This window comes from uncultured Polaribacter sp. (assembly GCF_947503875.1).
In the GTDB taxonomy this organism is placed as follows: domain Bacteria; phylum Bacteroidota; class Bacteroidia; order Flavobacteriales; family Flavobacteriaceae; genus Polaribacter.
The window spans coordinates 37,586-56,765 of record NZ_CANNFH010000008.1; the positions used below are offsets into that span (position 1 = coordinate 37,586).

Here is a 19,180-nt window from a genome sequence, read left to right on the forward strand (position 1 = left end):
AATTTGTTTGTTATTCAGCCACCAAATATAACACTATTCTATCATACAAATCTTTTGGAAAGTCTTGTATATTTGTTAATTCTTTTATGTTTTGAAGCTCTGCAACCTCATCTCTGTAATCGAAAATCTTTTTGCAAAGCTCGTAATCTATATACGGATTTTTAAGTAATTCTTTGAATGTTACTGTGTTTACATTAACTTTTTTAATAGTTGGCTTTTCTACTATTTGAAACTTTTGCAGTACTTTATCTGCAACCTCTCTATCCAATCCCCATACCTCATACAACTGTTTTCTGTATGAAAAACCTTGTAATTTAGAACGATACTTAATAATTCTTTTGGAGAATGCCTCTCCTATTCCTTTTATAGTTTGTAGGTCTTTTGCAGTTGCCTTATTTAAATCTACAGTAGAAACCGCTGTTTCCTTTTTCTTATAATTCGTTTTGTTACCAATTTTTATTGAATTAACTGCTTTTTTCTGGATGCGATTGACAACCCATTCTGGAAATTTAAAAAAAGGAGAAATTTTATTTAAAAGCGAATCTGATACCTTAGTTACTTGTTGAAATTCTTCTTTTGAATTGACAAACTTATTCGTTTTTCTAAAGGAAAGCAATCTATCTATTTCTTTTAAAGACATGCCTAATTGTTCTCCTTTGTAATCTGTAATATAATTAGGGTTGAAAGGATACGTTTTTGGCTTTCTATTTTCTTTTTCAATCTTTTTTAAGCTATCAATTTGCTTTTGGAATGCTAAAACCTCTGCATTATTAACATCTATAATTTCTTTAGTTGAAAAAACATCAAAAGCAATAATTATTTGAAAAAGTAGAATGAGTACTATTAAAACAAAAATCCCATTTCTTTGGCTTTTATTATACCAGAAATGGGATTTAAATAGATTCATATTTGTTTTTATGCGTTTGAAGTTTCTTCTGCGCCTGTTTTTATAGCATTCATATACCTCTTTAATTCTTGTTTTACTTTTGGCGCTAACAAGATTAAACCAATCATGTTAGGAACCATCATTGCAAAAACCATTGCATCTGAAAAACCAATTACAGAGCCTAAACTAGCTGCTGCACCAATTACAACAAATACACAAAAGATTACTTTATAAGCATATTCCATCTTTTTAGATCTACCAAATAAATAAGACCAACCTTGAAAACCATAATAAGACCAAGAAATCATAGAACTAAATGCAAATAAAACTACTGCTATTGTTAACACATAAGGAAACCAAGAAATTGCAGATTCAAAAGCACCTGAAGTTAATAAAATTGCTTGAGCATCGTTTAAAGAAGCATTTTCTGCGGTTACATTTCCTGTAATAATTAAAACTAAAGCTGTCATAGTACAAACTACAACTGTATCTATAAAAGGTTCCAATAAAGCAACCATACCTTCACTTGCTGCATATTTAGTTTTTACTGCAGAATGTGCAATAGACGCAGAACCAATACCTGCTTCATTTGAGAAAGCTGCTCTTCTAAAACCTTGTATCATTACTCCAATAGCACCACCTGCAATTCCTTCTGGACTAAATGCTCCATTAAAAATCTGCACAAATGCATCACCAATCATATTATAATTAAAGAAAATTACATATAAAGAAGCTGCCACATAAATAGCTACCATAAAAGGCACAATTTTATCTGTTACTTTGGCAATTTTCTTGATTCCTCCAATAATTACAATTCCTACTAAAAAGGCCATTACTAAACCAAATAACCAACCTTTACCAGCTAAAAAAGATGCTGAACCTCCTGTAATATTTTGAACCAATTGAAAAGCTTGGTTTACCTGAAACATGTTTCCACCTCCAAAAGAACCACCAACAACAAAAATTGCGAATAATACAGCTAAAACTTTACCTAAGGTTTTATTTTTAAGACCTTTTGTTAAGTAGTACATTGGTCCACCATAAACAGTTCCGTCTGCTTCTATATCTCTATATTTTACACCTAAAGTACATTCTACAAATTTTGATGCCATTCCTAAAAAACCAGCAACAATCATCCAAAAAGTAGCTCCTGCACCACCAACTGAAACTGCAATTGCAACTCCTGCAATATTACCCAAACCAACAGTTGCAGATAAAGCTGCAGTTAATGCCTGAAAGTGAGAAACTTCTCCTTCATGCCCTTCTACCCTTATTGTATCTGGATTATCATCTTCATCTGTAAATTTAGATTTTTGAATTTCTACTTTATGATCTTCCCTCCCTTCTAAATCGTCATACTTACCTCTAACAATATTTATGGATGTAAAAAAACCTTTAAAATTTATAAAATTAAAATAAACGGTAAAATATAGGGCTCCTAATATTAGTGGAAATAAAACCCAATAAATACTAATTGTATCTGTAAAAGGAATTTGATAAAAAATAAAATCTACAAACCATCCTGTTGCGCTTCCAAAAGCTTCATCAATTTTTTGATCTAAGCCTTTTTCTTGGGCAAATGTTAAAAATGGAATTGTTGAAAATAAAAATGCTAAGAGTTTTTTCTTCATAATTGATTCTTGTTCGTTTATAATAATTAACTCGCAATATCATAAAAAAATGCGCTTTTAACAAGTTTTAGTAGTTAAATGTATTTTTATGATAATCTTATTTGAGCCAATAGTTTGTAATTTACTTTTTATTCAATTCAAAATAAAGAAAACCTACTTATCTATTGTACACCTGTATACCATTAACAAACAATATTTGAGCAAAAACAACAAAACTCTTTGTTGTTTAGAAGAAACTAAAACAACTCCCTTAATTTAAAAATTTGTTCAGGCCTACCTAAAACTATTAATTGAGAGCCTTCTATTAATTTTATATCTGCTTCTGGATTAATTACATAATCTTTATCTGGGTTTCTAAATCCAATAACAGTACAACCTGTTTGCCTTCTTAAATCTAAATCTAAAATAGTTTTGTTTATGTATTTTTTGGGCAAATCATTTACAGCAATTTCTTCTAAATTAGCAGTGGTTTCGCCTTCTATGGTTAATCTATCTACAAACTCTATAACATCTGGTGTTGTAACTAAAGATGCCATATGATCGCCACCTAATTTGTCTGGCATAATTACGTTACTTGCTCCTGCAAATTTTAATTTCTTATAGGAAGACTCATTTGCAGCTCTGCTTATAATTGTACAGCTACTGTTTAATTGACTGGCGGTTAACACAACAAATAAATTATCTGCGTCTGATGGTAAAGCTGTAATTAAGTAAGCGGCGTTTGCTATACCTGCTTTTAATAAAGTTTCATCTAAAGTAGCATCACCTTCAATATTTAAAATACTTGAAGCATCTAAATAATCTATAATTTTTTTATTCTTTTCTACCACAACAAAATTTTTATTGTAATTTCCCAATTTTAAAATAGCTTGTTTACCATTTCTACCATAACCGCAAACAATGGTATGCCCCTTTAAATGTCCTATTTGCTTTTCCACTTTTCTGTGTTTAAAATGTTCAAATAACTTACCACTTACCAAATATTCTGAAAATGCAGAAACTGCATAACCAAAAACAGTAATACTTGTTAAAATTAATAGTATTGTAAATATTTTTTCTTCGGGAGAAAAAGGTTCTAGCTCCCCAAAACCTACTGTAGTAACCGTAATAACTGTCATGTACAACGCATCTACAAAGTTGTAGTGAGATAAATACATGTAACCCAAAGTACCAAAAGCAATTATACCAACTACTAAAAAGGTAATTATATTTATTTTAGATTTTAAAAATGCCATAAATTACAAATCGAAAACAGAACTTCTTTTGGTATAAATCATATCTTTTAACTTCATTGCAAAGGCAAAAGTTAAATAAAAACCGAAGGAAAGACCTACTGTAAAAAAGGTTACATAAATAAAGTAAATACGCACATTTTTTGCTCGCATTCCTAAACGATCTGCCAATCTTTGAAAAAAGCCAAAGCCATGCCTTTCAAAAAAATGGCGAATAATATGTATTGTTTTTTTTGTTTTCATTTAATTAGGCAAGATACTATTTTATCATTTGTTTTTAAATGATTTTTTTAAGGAATTCTAAAAACTTCATCCTAAGAAAACCTTAACAATAATCGCTTTTAGATTTGTTCTTTATTTACATTAGTATTGATTAACTTTGCTTTTTTCCTAAAATAAGTACGTTTGAAAGATCAAGAATTTATTGAAGTTTACGGAGCAAGAGCTCATAATTTAAAAAATATTGATGTTAAAATACCGCGTGAAAAGCTTGTAGTAATTACAGGTTTAAGCGGAAGCGGAAAATCTTCTTTAGCTTTTGACACCATTTATGCTGAAGGACAAAGGCGTTATATAGAAACTTTTTCTGCATACGCGAGACAATTTTTAGGTGGTTTAGAAAGACCAGATGTAGATAAAATTGATGGCCTTTCTCCTGTAATCTCCATAGAACAAAAAACAACAAATAAAAGTCCGCGTTCTACTGTTGGTACCATAACAGAAATTTACGATTTTTTACGATTACTTTTTGCAAGAGCTGGCGATGCTTATTCTTACAATACCAACCAAAAAATGGTTAGTTATTCTGATGAGCAAATAAAAGAATTGATTCTAAAAGATTTTGACGGAAAAAAAATAGCAGTTTTAGCGCCTTTAATTAAATCTAGAAAAGGGCATTATAGAGAACTTTTCGAACAAATTTCTAAACAAGGCTTTATTAGAGTTAGGGTTGATGGAGAAATTAGAGAGATTGAAAAAGGCATGAAGCTAGACCGTTACAAAACTCATGATATTGAGGTTGTAATTGATAGATTAGTAGTGAACCAATCTATAGAAAAACGTTTAGATGAAACTATAAAAACAGCATTATATTCTGGCAATAACATTATGATGGTTATTGGCTTAGAAGATAACGAACCAAGATATTTTAGTAGGGAATTGATGTGCCCAACAACAGGAATTGCATATCCAAATCCAGAGCCTAATACGTTTTCTTTTAACTCGCCAAAAGGTGCTTGCGATTCTTGTAATGGTTTAGGAATTACGAATGAAATTAACTTGAAAAAGGTAATTCCAGATGATGCGATTTCTATTAAAAAAGGAGGAATTATTCCTTTAGGTGAACAAAAAAATAGTTGGATTTTTAAACAAATTCAGAATATTGCAGAACGTTACAAATTTAAATTAACAGATGCCATTAAAGACATTCCAAAAGAAGCGCTAGATATTATATTAAATGGCGGTAACGAATCTTTTGAAATTGAATCTAAAGCAGCTGGTGTTCGTAGAAATTACAAAATAGATTTTGAAGGAATTATTGCTTTTATAAATGGGCAATATGACAATGCAGAAAGTACTTCTATAAAACGTTGGGCAAAAAACTTTATGGACGAAGTAAGTTGTTCTTCTTGCCAAGGAAATCGTTTAAAAAGAGAAGCACTTCATTTTAAAATTACCGATAAAAACATTAGCGATTTAGCACAAATGGATGTTGCTGAATTGGCAAAATGGTTTCAAAATATTGAAAAAGAATTATCTGAAAAACAGCAAACCATTGCCAAAGAAATTTTAAAAGAAATAAGAACTAGAATTCAGTTTTTATTAGATGTAGGTTTAGATTATTTAACTTTAGACAGAACATCAAAATCTCTTTCTGGTGGTGAGGCACAACGAATTCGATTGGCAACACAAATTGGCTCTCAATTAGTGGGCGTTTTATATATTTTAGATGAACCTAGTATTGGTTTACATCAAAGAGATAATGAAAAACTTATAGATTCTTTAGTAAAATTAAGAGACGTTGGTAATTCTGTTTTAGTGGTAGAACATGACCAAGATATGATAGAAAAAGCCGATTTTGTTTTTGATATTGGTCCTGGAGCAGGAAAACATGGTGGAGAAATTATTTCTGCAGGTACTTTTGCAGAACTTAAAAAGCAGCGCACATTAACTTCAGATTATATTACAGGGAAAAAGAAAATTGCAGTTCCAGAAAAAAGACGCGAAGGCAATGGAAAAACCATCAAACTTAAAGGTGCTTCTGGTAACAATTTAAAAAATGTTTCTGTAGAATTTCCTTTAGGAAAAATGATTTGTGTTACAGGCGTTTCTGGAAGTGGAAAATCTACTTTAATAAACGAGACCTTATACCCTATTTTAAACGCACACATTTACAGAGGTGTTAAAAAACCAATGCCTTATAAAAAAATTGAAGGTTTAGAACATGTAGATAAGGTGATTGATATAGATCAATCTCCTATTGGAAGAACACCACGTTCTAACCCTGCAACCTACACCAAAACTTTTGATGAAATTAGAAGTTTATTCGCAAAAACACCTGAAGCTGCCATTAGAGGTTACAAACCTGGTCGTTTTTCGTTTAACGTAAAAGGTGGTAGATGTGAAACTTGCCAAGGAGGTGGCGTGCGTGTTATTGAAATGAATTTTTTACCAGATGTACAAGTAGAATGTGAAACTTGCCAAGGCAAGCGTTTTAATAGAGAAACTTTAGAGATTCGTTACAAAGGAAAATCAATTTCTGATGTATTAAACATGACTATTGAAGATGCTACCGATTTCTTTGAAATGATTCCAAAAATCCACAGAAAATTAAAAACTATTAAAGATGTAGGTTTGGGTTATATTACACTTGGGCAACAATCTACAACACTTTCTGGTGGAGAAGCTCAACGTATAAAATTGGCATCAGAATTATCTAAAAGAGATACAGGTAATACTTTTTATATTTTAGATGAACCTACAACTGGTCTTCATTTTGAAGACATTAGAGTTTTAATGGAAGTTTTAAACAAACTAGCAGACAAAGGAAATACTGTTTTAATTATAGAACACAATTTAGATGTTGTAAAATTAGCAGATTATATTATTGATGTTGGTATGGAAGGTGGTAAAAAAGGTGGAAAAATACTGACTAAAGGTACACCTGAACAAGTCGCAAAACACAGAACAAGTTATACTTCTAAATTTTTGAAGAAGTTGTTATAAATTAAAATGAGTAGTAAAATCTAAATAACTTTACTACTCATATTTTTTAATTAGTAATTAAATAAATTGTAAACGGTGCTGAACATTGGTTGAAATAATCTGGTAATTATTTAAAGTTAAGGCTTAACATTTCAATAATCCATAATCAATATTGCTACACCAAACCAACCCAAAAATCTTCTACCTAACTTTCCTACTAATTTAGGGGCTTTTTTGATGGTTTTAAACAAAGTATTAAATTAACTACTGGCAATAAAACAAACCAAATAGAAACACCAGCATCCCTGAGCCTCCTTACAGTAGCAGAAATTAAAGGAATAAAAATGATGATACTAATAAAATCCCTCTGATCTCTAAACATTAGTCCACTAGGTTCTAAATTATTAACTTTTAAGTACCAAGATTCATAAATACCAAAAATTAAGGATAAAACTATAGAATTTATAAATATTTGAAAAAACAAAAAATAAGTCCAAAATTCTTTTCTATTTGTAAAACCTTTAAAAACAAATGTATTACAAATTATTTTTTTTAAAATTTTTATCATTAGCTTAAAATTATAAATACCACCCAAAACAATTTCTTGTAATACAGTCATTTATTACTACTTGAGGCCCTCCTGCCATAGATACAAATATAATTTTCGGTGTATACCAAGTTTGAAATTGAGCATATGCAGGATGTTTTACGCCTTGTTAAGAACAATAATAAGGTAAATTTATTTTTTTTCATTTCTAAAATTTAGTTTTGAGTTATAACTTCTTTTAAGCCTCTCAAAAATTAAATACTAAATTGCAATTTGATACAAAAAAAGAAAAAAACTAAAAAAAATCCAAAAAAAAGTTATCAGAAAAATTAATAATAATTATAAGAAAAACTAATAATTATAATGGTAAACAGATTTAACGTATTATGCTTCACTTACCAGTTCTACATTTTAAATAATGCTAATTTTATTTAAAAAAGTCTTGATTTTGCCCTTAAGAAAAAAATTAAAAAAAGAAAAATGAGACAAATAGTCCCACTTTTAAAAAATAATATATGTTTTTTTTAAGTCACTAATATTCCTCTACAATTAAAATTGCAATTTGAAACAAAAAAATAAACTAAAAAAAATCCAAAGCGGAAAAATACTGACTAAAGGTACACCTGAACAAGTCGCAAAACACAGAACAAGTTATACTGCTAAATTTTTGAAGAAGTTGTTATAGCAGCAATTAAAAAGTAGTTGTTAAATTACTAAAAACAGTAATCAAGAGCTTCTTTTTTTAAAAAAAAACAACTACCCAACAAAATAATTTTAGCCGTTTTAAGATTTATTTATTTTTATTGTTTTTTTTAAAAAGCGAGTAAATGTAATAACAACACCATATTACCACAATCAATAAACAAATACCTTTACTATTATTATCTAACATAATTAACCAATTTTAGTATTCTTATAAGTAGTAGTATAACCTTAATTTGTTAGGCATCAAAAGCTACTCGAATCTAAACATGAATCATATCAGTAAGTATCAGTAAAAAACACCTTAGTTGTTTGGAAACAAGCACTTCATCAACACTAATTATCTCAAGCATACTACTTTACTCACATTTTTACTTTAATTTTTTGTAAGTAAAACGCTTTTATCTTGTCAAACAAATATAAAATTTTGTTTTCTAATAACAATATAGTAGAAAAAATCAGCGTTAATAAACATTGTTTTCACTGTTTGAAACATCAAAATTTAAAAGATTTCTTAGAACCAAAAAACCTATAAACCTCTATTAAAAACTTATTAAAAAAGAACTAATTTAGACTTGAATTTTATATATTGACCAAAAGTAAAAACACTAAAAATGACGAACGACGATAGAAAAATAAAAGAAAAACTACAGCCAAAAACTTGGAACGAAATAAAAACCAACGATTCTTGGGCCATATTTAAAATAATGGCAGAATTTGTAGATGGTTATGAAAGGCTGAGTAAAATTGGGCCTTGTGTTTCTATTTTTGGTTCTGCGAGAACAAAACCAGATCACCCTTATTACAAATTGGCAGAAGAAGTTGCTTTTCAATTAACCCAAAACGGTTATGGCGTTATTACTGGCGGTGGCCCAGGAATAATGGAAGCTGGTAATAAAGGTGCAAATAGAGGTAAAGGAATTTCTGTAGGTTTAAATATAGATTTACCTTTTGAACAGCATGACAATCCTTGGATAGATCCAGGTAAAAGTTTAGATTTCGATTACTTTTTTGTAAGAAAAGTAATGTTCGTAAAATACTCTCAAGGTTTTGTAGTTATGCCTGGTGGTTTTGGTACTATGGATGAACTTTTTGAAGCCATAACCTTAATTCAGACTCATAAAATTGGTCGTTTTCCAATTGTTCTTGTAGGTACAAAATTTTGGGGTGGCTTATTAGATTGGATAAAAAATACATTATTAGAAGAAGGCAATATATCAGAAAAAGATTTAAACTTATTTAGACTAGTAGATACTGCTGAAGAGGCAGTAGAACACCTAAATAAATTTTATGCGAAATATCAATTAAAACCAAACTTCTAAAACATTTACACAACTACAATGCGTGTTTAATTGCTAAAATTAATGTTTACAAATCCTTTTAAAACATCGTTACTGCTATTGGTATTTTATGCAGTTGGCTTTGCGCAGCAAAATAAAATAAATATTGTTGCAGAATTAAACACGCAAAATAAAACCTTAAACATACAACAAGAAATAACTTATTATAACAATTCTGAAGAGAGTTTAAACGAAATTTTACTACACAATTGGCCTAATAGTTTTAAAGATCGGAAAACACCACTTTCTAAAAGGTTTATAAAAGATTTTAAAAAAGATTTATACTTTGCTAAACCAGAAAACTTAGGCCTTACAGTTATTAAAAATATAGCTATAGATTTTAATACTGTACTTTATGAAGAGTTAGAAAACAATGCAGATGTCTTAAAAGTGTTCTTAAAAAAACCATTACAACCAAAAGAACACAAAACCATTAAACTAACCTATATTGTAAAACTACCTAATGCTAAATTTACTAGATATGGTTTTTCTAAGGAAAACTTTAATTTAAGATATTGGTATTTTACGCCCGTAATTTACAATAATGGTTGGCAATATATGAGTAATTTAAATTTAGATGATTTGTATGAAGATTTTACAACATTTGATATTGAATTTACTGCACCTAAAAACTACAAATTTATTAGTAGCTTGCAACAAGTTTCTGAAACCAATGCTGCACAAAACACATACCTTTTAGAAGGTAAAAACGAGAGAGACGTTATTATTTATATTCAAAAAGAGGATGATTTTAAAACGTTTTCTACAGACAAACATACTGTTGAAACCAACATATTTGATAAAGAAATAAATGAAAAAATAACCAAAGATATTTTAAACAGAGAACTGCGTTTTTTAGAACAATATTTAGGAAAATTGCCTATAGAAAAAGTTTTTATAGACGAAGTAATGCGAAAGAAAAACCCTGTTTATGGTTTAAACCAACTCCCAAAATTTATTAGACCCTTTTCTGATGTTTTTAAATACGATTTAATACTTTTTAAAGTATTATCAAAAAGATACATTCGTAAGTCTTTACTTTTAAATGCAAGAAAAGATTATTGGATTTTAGACGGTTTACAAAACTACTTAATGATAGAATATGTAAACAAATTTTATCCTGAAGTAAAGTTATTAGGTACTTTTTCTAATTCTTGGTTTTTAAAAAATTACAATATTTCTAAATTACAATTTAATGAAAAATATCCTTTTGTATATCAATTTACTGCTAGGCGATTTTTAGATCAATCGTTAACCACCTCTGCAGATTCACTTTCTAATTTTAATAGAACTATTGCCAGCAATTACAAAGCAGGTTTAAGTTTTACTTATTTAAAAGGTTTTTTAGGCGATAGTATTTTAAAAAAATCAATTAAAGAATTTTATCAAAAAAATAAAAATCAGACAGCAAACAGCAAAGACTTTGAAAAGTTATTATCCAATAATACATCAAAGAATTTAGATTGGTTTTTTAACGATTATATTTCTACAAATAAAAAAATAGACTACACCATTAAAGCCGTTAAAAAAGAAAAAGACAGTTTAACAGTTGTTATAAAAAATAAAAGAAACATAACTGCACCCGTAGCTTTTTACGGTTTAAAAAACAAAGAAGTTATATTTAAAAAATGGTTAACAGATATAAATGACGAAGGTTCATACACCATTTCTAAGGACAATATTGATGAAGTAGCTTTAAATCATGAAAACATTTATCCAGAATACAATACACTAGATAATTACTTCAACTTAAATAAAAAACTCTTTAATAAACCGCTAAAATTTACGCTTATTAAAGATGTGAAAGCGCCAGATTATAATCAAATCTTTTACGAACCTACAGCTTCCTACAACTTTTATGATGGCTTAATACTTGGTTTTAAGGTAAACAACAAACCGCTAATTAAAAGAAACTTAGAACTTAATTTATCTCCAGGTTTTGCTTTAAAAAGTCAAAAAGTAAATGGTTCCTTTTCTATATTGTACAATCAGTTTTTTGAAAAAACAAAAATTTACAAAATCACCTATGGTTTGGTTGGTAATACATTGCAATATGCCCCAGATTTATCTTACAGTTCTTTAATACCTTTTGTAGATGTTGTTTTTAAAAGAAAAACCTTAAGAGATGCAAGTAGCGAAATTTTAAGAGCTAAGGTAATCAGTATAAATAGAGAAATTTCGCCTTTAGAGGTACGAACAGAAGAAGACAATTACAGTGTTTTAAGTTTAAGTTACAATTATATAGACCCAGATATTATAGACGAAACAAGATATAATTTTAGCACAGAATTTGCAAAAAACTTCTCTAAAGTATCTGCAGATATTAGATTCAGAAAACTAACATCTTCCAATACTCAATTAGATTTTAGAGTATTTGCTGGTGCATTTTTATTCAACAATACACAAGATGATTATTTTAGTTTTGGATTGGATAGAGCAAATGATTATTTGTTTGAATTAAACTACTTTGGCCGATCAGAAAGTTCAGGAATTTTTAGTCAGCAGTATATTATTGCAGAAGGTGGTTTTAAATCTGTTTTACCCACTAGGTTTGCAAATCAATATATGTTAGCCTTAAACTCGAGCATTGGCTTATGGCGTTGGGTAGAGTTTTACAACGATATTGCATTTCTAAAAAACAGAAATAAACCCGTATTCTTTGGCTATGAAAATGGTATTCGATTTAACTTTGTGCATAATATTTTCGAAATTTATTTCCCTCTTTATTCTAACAATGGTTGGGAGGTGGCACAACAATCGTACGCAGAAAAAATAAGATTTACATTCACAGGAGATTTAGGCAGGGTTTTTAACTTTTTTAGAAGAGGGTTTATATAGACTTTGCACTAGATTTTATATTAATTACACAATTCTTAAAATATTAACTTTTTAATCCATTTTTATTGCGAATTATTTAACGAAAATTTACAATTTTAAATATCAACTAAAAAAACTATATTTGCAGTATCCTTAAAAACAATAAAAATGCTTCAAAAAACACTTTCTAAAAACACGAAAGAATTATCTTTTCAAGATTTTAAAGCCGAAGTTTTGCAAGATTATAAAATTGCAAAAATTAGCAGAGAGTGTAGTTTATTAGGAAGAAGAGAAGTTCTTACAGGAAAAGCAAAATTTGGTATTTTTGGAGATGGTAAAGAAGTACCTCAATTAGCCATGGCAAAAGCCTTTAAAAAAGGTGATTTTAGATCGGGTTATTACAGAGATCAAACTTTTATGATGGCATTAGGAGAATTAACTCCGCAACAATTTTTTGCCGGTTTATACGCACATACAAGTTTAGAAGCAGACCCAATGTCTGCAGGAAGGCAAATGGGTGGCCATTTTGCAACACATAGTTTAAATGATGATGGAACTTGGAAAGACCTTACCATACAATACAACTCTAGTTCAGATATCTCACCAACTGCTGGTCAAATGCCACGTCTTTTAGGTTTAGCACAAGCCTCTAAAATTTACAGAAATGAAAAAAGTGTGGCTAATAAAAGCAACTTTTCTAACAACGGAAATGAAGTTGCTTGGGGTACAATAGGTAATGCAAGTACAAGTGAAGGCTTGTTTTTTGAAACAATTAATGCTGCTGGTGTGTTGCAAGTACCAATGGTAATGAGTGTTTGGGATGATGAATACGGAATCTCTGTACACGCAAAACATCAAACAACTAAAGAAAGTATTTCAGAAATATTAAAAGGTTTTCAACGAGATGAAAACAACGATGGCTATGAAATTTTTGTAATTAATGGATGGGATTATGTACAATTAGTAGATGTTTATAACAAAGCCGCAAAAATTGCCAGAGAAAATCACATTCCCGTTTTAATTCACGTTAAAGAATTAACACAACCCCAAGGGCATTCTACATCTGGTTCACATGAAAGATATAAATCTAAAGAAAGACTAAACTGGGAAAAAGAATTTGATTGTATTGAGCAAATGCGTCAATGGATTTTAGATTTTCAGTTAGAGACAGATTCAGGCGAGACTTTGCGTTTTGTAGACGGAGAAGAGGACATTATTCTTATAGAAAAAGAAGCAAAAAAAGAAGTTAGAAATGCAAAAAGAATGGCATGGACTTCTTTTATTGATGAGATTAAAGCTGAAGTAAACACACTTTGTGAGATCTTAGAAAAAATTATTACAAAAAGTAGTAATGGCGTGTTTATAGAGAAATATAAAGAAGATTTATTAGCAATTTCTGAACCTAATAGAAAAGATGTTTTATCTACTGCTAGAAAAGTAGTGCGTTATTTAAAAGACGAAAACTACGCAGAAAAAACGCTTTTACAAAACTTTATCAAACAGCAAATAAAAGACGCGTATTATAAATATTCTTCAAAACTTTTAAGTGAGTCAGATTTAAGTCCGCAAGAAATTGTAGAAAAAGCAGCCACATATCCTGAAAAGAAAAACCTAGTAGACGCTAGAGTTTTAATGAGAGATAACTTTGATGCATTACTAAAAAAACACCCAGAAGTGGTTATTTTTGGTGAAGATGCAGGTTATATTGGCGATGTAAATCAAGGTTTAGAAGGGCTACAAGAAAAATATGGCGATATAAGAATTGCAGATACAGGTATTAGAGAAGCCACCATAATTGGCCAAGGAATTGGTTTGGCCATGAGAGGCCTTAGACCAATTGCAGAAATACAATATTTAGACTATTTATTGTACGGATTACAAATTATGAGTGACGATTTAGCAACGTTACACTACAGAACATTTGGTAAGCAAAAGGCACCTTTAATTGTAAGAACTAGAGGGCATAGATTAGAAGGTATTTGGCATGCAGGCTCGCCAATGGGCGGAATAATAAATAATGTAAGAGGAATGCATGTTTTAGCACCAAGGAACATGACCAAAGCAGCTGGTTTTTACAACACACTTTTAGAAGGAGATGATCCTGCATTGGTTATAGAATGTTTAAATGGCTATAGACTTAAAGAAGAACTTCCGGTTAATTTAGGAGAATTTAAAACACCAATTGGTGTGGTAGAAACCGTAAAAGAAGGTACAGATATTACTATAGTTTCTTATGGTTCTACACTAAGAATAGTGCAAGAAACTGCAAAAGATTTACTACAAATAGGCATAGATGCAGAAATTATAGACGCCCAAAGCTTACTTCCTTTTGATATTTATAGTGACTGTGTTAAAAGTTTAGAGAAAACAAATAAACTTTTAATTGTAGATGAAGACGTACCTGGTGGAGCATCTGCTTATATTTTACAAGAAATTTTAGAAATGCAAAATGGTTATCAATATTTAGATAGCAAACCCACTACACTAACTGCAAAAGCACACAGAACTGCTTATGGAACAGATGGCGATTATTTTTCTAAACCATCCGCAGAAGATATATTTGAAAAAGTGTATGAAATTATGCACGAATCTAACCCACAGAAATTTCCGAATTTGTATTAAAGTTAAAAGGAATTTTTCAATTTTACAAAAGGCTGTCTTTAAAGACAGCCTTTTTTTATTAATTTACATTTAACAAAAGATTATTGTTTAAGGAAACTTTAAATTTATTAAACATTTGTATCTTTACTAAAAATTAATTTTATTATGGCACGCAAGAAAAACATCACTAAAGACAACCTTATTTCTTGGTACATGGAGTTTGTACTAGAGCACAATCATCAACCAAAATCAGTCTTCAGTTTTGCAAAAGAAAACAACTTTGAAGAAGGTGATTTTTACAAATTTTATGGCACTTTTGAAGCTATTGAAGAATCTATTTTCTCAGAATTTTTTAATAACACCATTAAAGTATTAGCCAAAAGCGAAGAATACCCAGATTACGATGCCAGAAACAAGTTATTAAGTTTCTATTTTACATTTTTTGAAATGTTAACTGCAAATAGAAGTTATGTGGTTTATGCTTTAAAAGGTCAAGACTTAAAAAAATTAAAGAATCTCAAACATTTAGGTAAAGATTTTAAAACCTATATTAAAAACATTGGTATTGAAAAAATAGACCTAAAGGAAGAACGTTTAGAAAAAATTCAAGACAAAGGTATTGAAGAATCTTCTTGGTTACACTTGTTAATTACCATGAAGTTTTGGTTAGATGATACTTCTGCATCTTTTGAAAAAACAGACATTTTTATAGAAAAATCTATAAATGCGCGTTTCGATTTAATGGATATAAAGCCATTAAAATCTATCATTGATTTTGGAAAGTTTATTTTAAAAGAAAAAGTAAACTTCAATTAAAAAAATAGTACCTAATACAAGGCTGTACATATGAAAACCATAGATTCTATACCTACTTCTAAAATGCAACGTGCATCAAAATTAGTAACCACTGGTGCTAAAATTGGTGTAAACTATTTAAAATATTATGGTGATAAAATTACCAAAACAGAAGTTGAAGCAAAAGCAAGATTGAATGAAAATAATGCAGAAGATATTTATGATGGTCTAAAGCAGCTGAAAGGAAGTGCGCTTAAAGTTGCTCAAATGTTGAGTATGGAAAAAAATATTTTACCAGCTGCCTACGTAGAAAAATTCTCGCTTTCACAATTTTCTGTTCCTCCACTTTCGCCTGCGTTAGTTAGTAAAACTTTCAAAAACTATTTCGGTAAAAATCCGAATGAAATTTATGATAAGTTTGATTTGGTTTCTGTAAACGCTGCCAGTATTGGACAAGTGCACAAAGCAGAAAAAGACGGCCAGAAATTGGCTGTAAAAATTCAGTATCCTGGTGTTGCAGACAGTATTGCTTCAGATTTATCTTTAGTAAAACCAATTGCTATTAAAATGTTTAATATTAGAGGTAAAGATTCTGATAAATATTTTAAAGAAGTAGAGAATAAACTAGAAGAAGAGACCAATTACATTTTAGAGGTAGAACAGAGTCAGGCAATTGTAAAAGCGTGTAAGCACATACCTAACTTAAGTTTTCCTAATTATTATCCAGAAATTTCTTCTGATAGAATAATAACTATGGATTGGATGAATGGCGTACATTTATCTGAATTCGAAACTACAGATCAAGAAGTAAGAAACCAATTAGGGCAAGCCCTTTGGGATTTCTATATGTTTCAAATTCACAAACTTAAAAAAGTACATGCAGATCCACATCCTGGTAATTTTATGATTTCACCAGATAACGAATTAATTGTAATCGATTTTGGTTGTATGAAAACCATTCCTGATGATTTTTATGTTCCTTATTTTGAATTGGCAAATGCAGAGAATTTAAAAGATCCTGTGTTTTTTGAAAAGAAATTGTACGAATTAGAAATCTTAAGAGAAGACGATTCTAAAGAAGAATTAGACTTTTTTAGAGCCATTTTTCACGAGCTTTTAAGTTTGTTTACACAACCATTTAATAATGAAGTTTTCGACTTTTCTAGCGAAGAGTTTTTCGGTAAAATTTCCGATTTAGGTCAGAAATATGCAAAAAGTACGGAGTTAAAGAGCATGAATGGAAATAGAGGCTCTAAACATTTTATATACATCAATAGAACTTTCTTTGGTTTGTATAACTTAATGCACGACTTAAAGGCAAAGAATGTAAAAATCAATAATTTTAATTCTTTATAATGGCGTTTTTCAACAGAAAAGATATTGACGATTTAGAACGTTTTTATAAAATAAACTTAATTAATAGTTGCTCTGGTTTTAAATCTGCCAACTTGTTGGGTTCTGTTTCATTAGAAGGCATTACAAACGTTGCCGTATTTAGTTCTGTAACCCATTTAGGTTCTAAACCACCTACCTTAGGTTTTATTTTAAGACCTACAACAGTGCCAAGAAACACGCACAAAAATTTAAAAGAAACTGGTGTTTTTACCATAAATCATATTTGGGAAGATATTATAGAAGATGCACACCATACTTCTGCTTCTTACCCAGAAAACAGTTCTGAATTTGATGAAACTAATTTAGAAGAAGAATACAAAGGGAATTTTAAAGCACCTTTTGTAAAAGGCGCACCTGTACAAATGGCAATGAAATTTGTAGAAGAAATTCACGTTCCGTCTAACAATGTTTGGCTAATAGTAGCACAAATTGAAGAATTATACGTTAATGATGAAATTTTGCAAGAAGATGGTTTAATAAATTTATCCAACGGAAATATTGCAACTATTAATGGTTTAGATACGTATGCAATACCACAATTTAAAAAACAACTGTCTTACCAAAGACCCAAAAATGTATAAAAAAGTGTATGAGAATTTTAGTAACCGGTGCAACTGGATATATAGGCAAACGCTTAATACCACTTTTACTAAATGATGGACATACAGTAATATGTGCTGTTCGCGATAAAAAAAGAGCACAAAATTACTTTAAAGATAGAGCCAATATTGAATTGGCAGAAGCTGATTTTTTAAATGCTGATTCACTTAAAAACATCCCAAAAAATATAGATATTGCGTATTATTTAATACATTCTATGTCTAATTCTGCAAAAGAATTTCATGTTTTAGAAGAAAAATGTGCTTTTAACTTTAAAAGGTTTGCAGAAAATTCTCAATTAAAACAAGTTATTTATTTAAGCGGAATAACTAATGATACTAAACTATCTAAACACTTATTATCACGTAAAAATGTAGAAAAAACATTAGCATCTAAAACCTACGCACTTACCACTTTTAAAGCGGGTATTATAGTAGGTTCTGGTAGTTCTTCTTTTGAAATTATAAGAGATATTGTAGAAAAACTACCTTTTATGATTGCTCCTAAATGGTTAAATACCAAAACACAACCTTTAGGTATTAGAGACGTTCTAGCATTTTTACATAGAGCTATGGGCAAAGAAGAGCTATACAACAAATCTTATGATGTATTTGGCCCAGAAATACTAACGTACAAAGAAATGCTTTATCAATTTGCGGCAGTTAGAAAACTAAAAAGATACATTTTAACAGTACCTGTAATGACGCCAAAACTATCTTCTTACTGGCTGTACTTTGTTACCTCTACTTCTTACAAGTTGGCAAGTTCTTTAGTAAATTCTATGGGTGTAGAAGTTATTGGACAAAAAAGTGATATCAATAAAATTTTAGACATAAACCCAATGTCTTACAAAAAAGCCGTAAAATTAGCCTTTAAAAAAATAGAACAAAACAGCATAATTTCTAGTTGGAAAGACTCTTATGTAAGTAGTGGGATTTTAAAAAACTTTGTTCATGAATTTATAAACGTACCAAAACATGGTTGTTTTAAAGATTTTAAAAATAGAACAGTAAAAAATAAAAAAACTGCTTTAGATAGAATTTGGGCAATTGGCGGAGAAACTGGTTGGTATTATGGCACTTTTCTTTGGAAGATTCGTGGGTTTTTTGACCAGTTTTTTGGTGGTGCAGGTTTACGTAGAGGAAGAAGACACCCTACTGAATTAAATGCTGGTGATGCCTTAGATTTTTGGCGGGTTATTTATGCCGATAAAGAAAAAGGCAAACTCCTACTCTATGCAGAAATGATTTTACCAGGCGAAGCTTGGTTAGAATTTAAAATAGAAGAAAATAAACTTTACCAAACTGCTACTTTTAGACCTCATGGTTTGGCGGGTAGATTGTATTGGTACGCAGTAATGCCATTTCATTGGTTTGTTTTTAATGGCATGATTAATAATATCAACAAATAGCAAAAGCTATTTTTTATAA

The 19,180-nt window shown here is 29.8% G+C and carries 13 protein-coding genes; 8 read left to right on the plus strand and 5 right to left on the minus strand.

Going from position 1 to position 19,180, the window contains the following annotated elements:
* Window positions 1-10: 10 nt before the first annotated feature.
* From Q0684_RS12565 to Q0684_RS12580, 4 genes are all read right to left on the minus strand, one after another.
* Window positions 11-907: a helix-hairpin-helix domain-containing protein gene (locus Q0684_RS12565; protein WP_299017367.1), complete on the minus strand. Its 897-nt coding sequence runs from the start codon at window positions 905-907 to the stop codon at window positions 11-13.
* 8 nt (window positions 908-915) lie between these two features.
* A complete protein-coding gene (locus Q0684_RS12570; RefSeq protein WP_299017370.1) occupies window positions 916-2,517 on the minus strand; it encodes an alanine/glycine:cation symporter family protein in 1,602 nt (533 codons plus the stop codon).
* A 236-nt stretch (window positions 2,518-2,753) separates the two neighbouring features.
* The gene (locus Q0684_RS12575) at window positions 2,754-3,752 is read right to left on the minus strand and encodes a potassium channel protein (RefSeq protein WP_299017373.1); all 999 of its coding nucleotides are present in this window, start codon (window positions 3,750-3,752) and stop codon (window positions 2,754-2,756) included.
* 3 nt (window positions 3,753-3,755) lie between these two features.
* Entirely contained in the window at window positions 3,756-3,992 is a 237-nt protein-coding gene (locus Q0684_RS12580) for a PspC domain-containing protein (protein ID WP_299017376.1), read from the minus strand.
* A 162-nt stretch (window positions 3,993-4,154) separates the two neighbouring features.
* On the opposite strand from Q0684_RS12580, the gene uvrA reads away from it, so the two are divergent.
* Window positions 4,155-6,974 carry an excinuclease ABC subunit UvrA gene (uvrA, locus tag Q0684_RS12585; RefSeq protein WP_299017380.1) on the plus strand — a complete coding sequence of 940 codons (2,820 nt, stop codon included), beginning with the start codon at window positions 4,155-4,157 and terminating at the stop codon, window positions 6,972-6,974.
* A gap of 196 nt (window positions 6,975-7,170) precedes the next feature.
* Here the strand turns inward: uvrA and Q0684_RS12590 are convergent, their stop codons facing one another.
* The gene (locus Q0684_RS12590) at window positions 7,171-7,572 is read right to left on the minus strand and encodes a DUF805 domain-containing protein (protein ID WP_299017383.1); all 402 of its coding nucleotides are present in this window, start codon (window positions 7,570-7,572) and stop codon (window positions 7,171-7,173) included.
* 1,244 nt (window positions 7,573-8,816) lie between these two features.
* Between Q0684_RS12590 and Q0684_RS12595 the strand changes: the two genes are divergently transcribed.
* The 7 genes from Q0684_RS12595 to Q0684_RS12625 all read left to right on the plus strand — a co-directional run bounded on the left by Q0684_RS12595 (window position 8,817) and on the right by Q0684_RS12625 (window position 19,161).
* On the plus strand, window positions 8,817-9,524 hold the full coding sequence (locus Q0684_RS12595) for a TIGR00730 family Rossman fold protein (protein ID WP_299017385.1): 708 nt from the start codon (window positions 8,817-8,819) through the stop codon (window positions 9,522-9,524).
* Window positions 9,525-9,566: 42 nt separating this feature from the next.
* Window positions 9,567-12,380, plus strand: a complete 2,814-nt coding sequence (locus tag Q0684_RS12600) for an aminopeptidase (protein WP_299017388.1) — start codon at window positions 9,567-9,569, stop codon at window positions 12,378-12,380.
* 147 nt (window positions 12,381-12,527) lie between these two features.
* Window positions 12,528-14,981, plus strand: a complete 2,454-nt coding sequence (locus Q0684_RS12605; RefSeq protein WP_299017390.1) for an alpha-ketoacid dehydrogenase subunit alpha/beta — start codon at window positions 12,528-12,530, stop codon at window positions 14,979-14,981.
* A 144-nt stretch (window positions 14,982-15,125) separates the two neighbouring features.
* A complete protein-coding gene (locus tag Q0684_RS12610; protein ID WP_299017393.1) occupies window positions 15,126-15,776 on the plus strand; it encodes a TetR family transcriptional regulator C-terminal domain-containing protein in 651 nt (216 codons plus the stop codon).
* 30 nt (window positions 15,777-15,806) lie between these two features.
* On the plus strand, window positions 15,807-17,111 hold the full coding sequence (locus Q0684_RS12615; RefSeq protein ID WP_299017396.1) for an AarF/ABC1/UbiB kinase family protein: 1,305 nt from the start codon (window positions 15,807-15,809) through the stop codon (window positions 17,109-17,111).
* Entirely contained in the window at window positions 17,111-17,731 is a 621-nt protein-coding gene (locus Q0684_RS12620) for a flavin reductase family protein (protein ID WP_299017399.1), read from the plus strand. Before Q0684_RS12615 ends, Q0684_RS12620 begins: the two co-directional genes overlap by 1 nt.
* A gap of 8 nt (window positions 17,732-17,739) precedes the next feature.
* Entirely contained in the window at window positions 17,740-19,161 is a 1,422-nt protein-coding gene (locus Q0684_RS12625; protein WP_299017402.1) for an SDR family oxidoreductase, read from the plus strand.
* Window positions 19,162-19,180 lie beyond the last annotated feature (19 nt).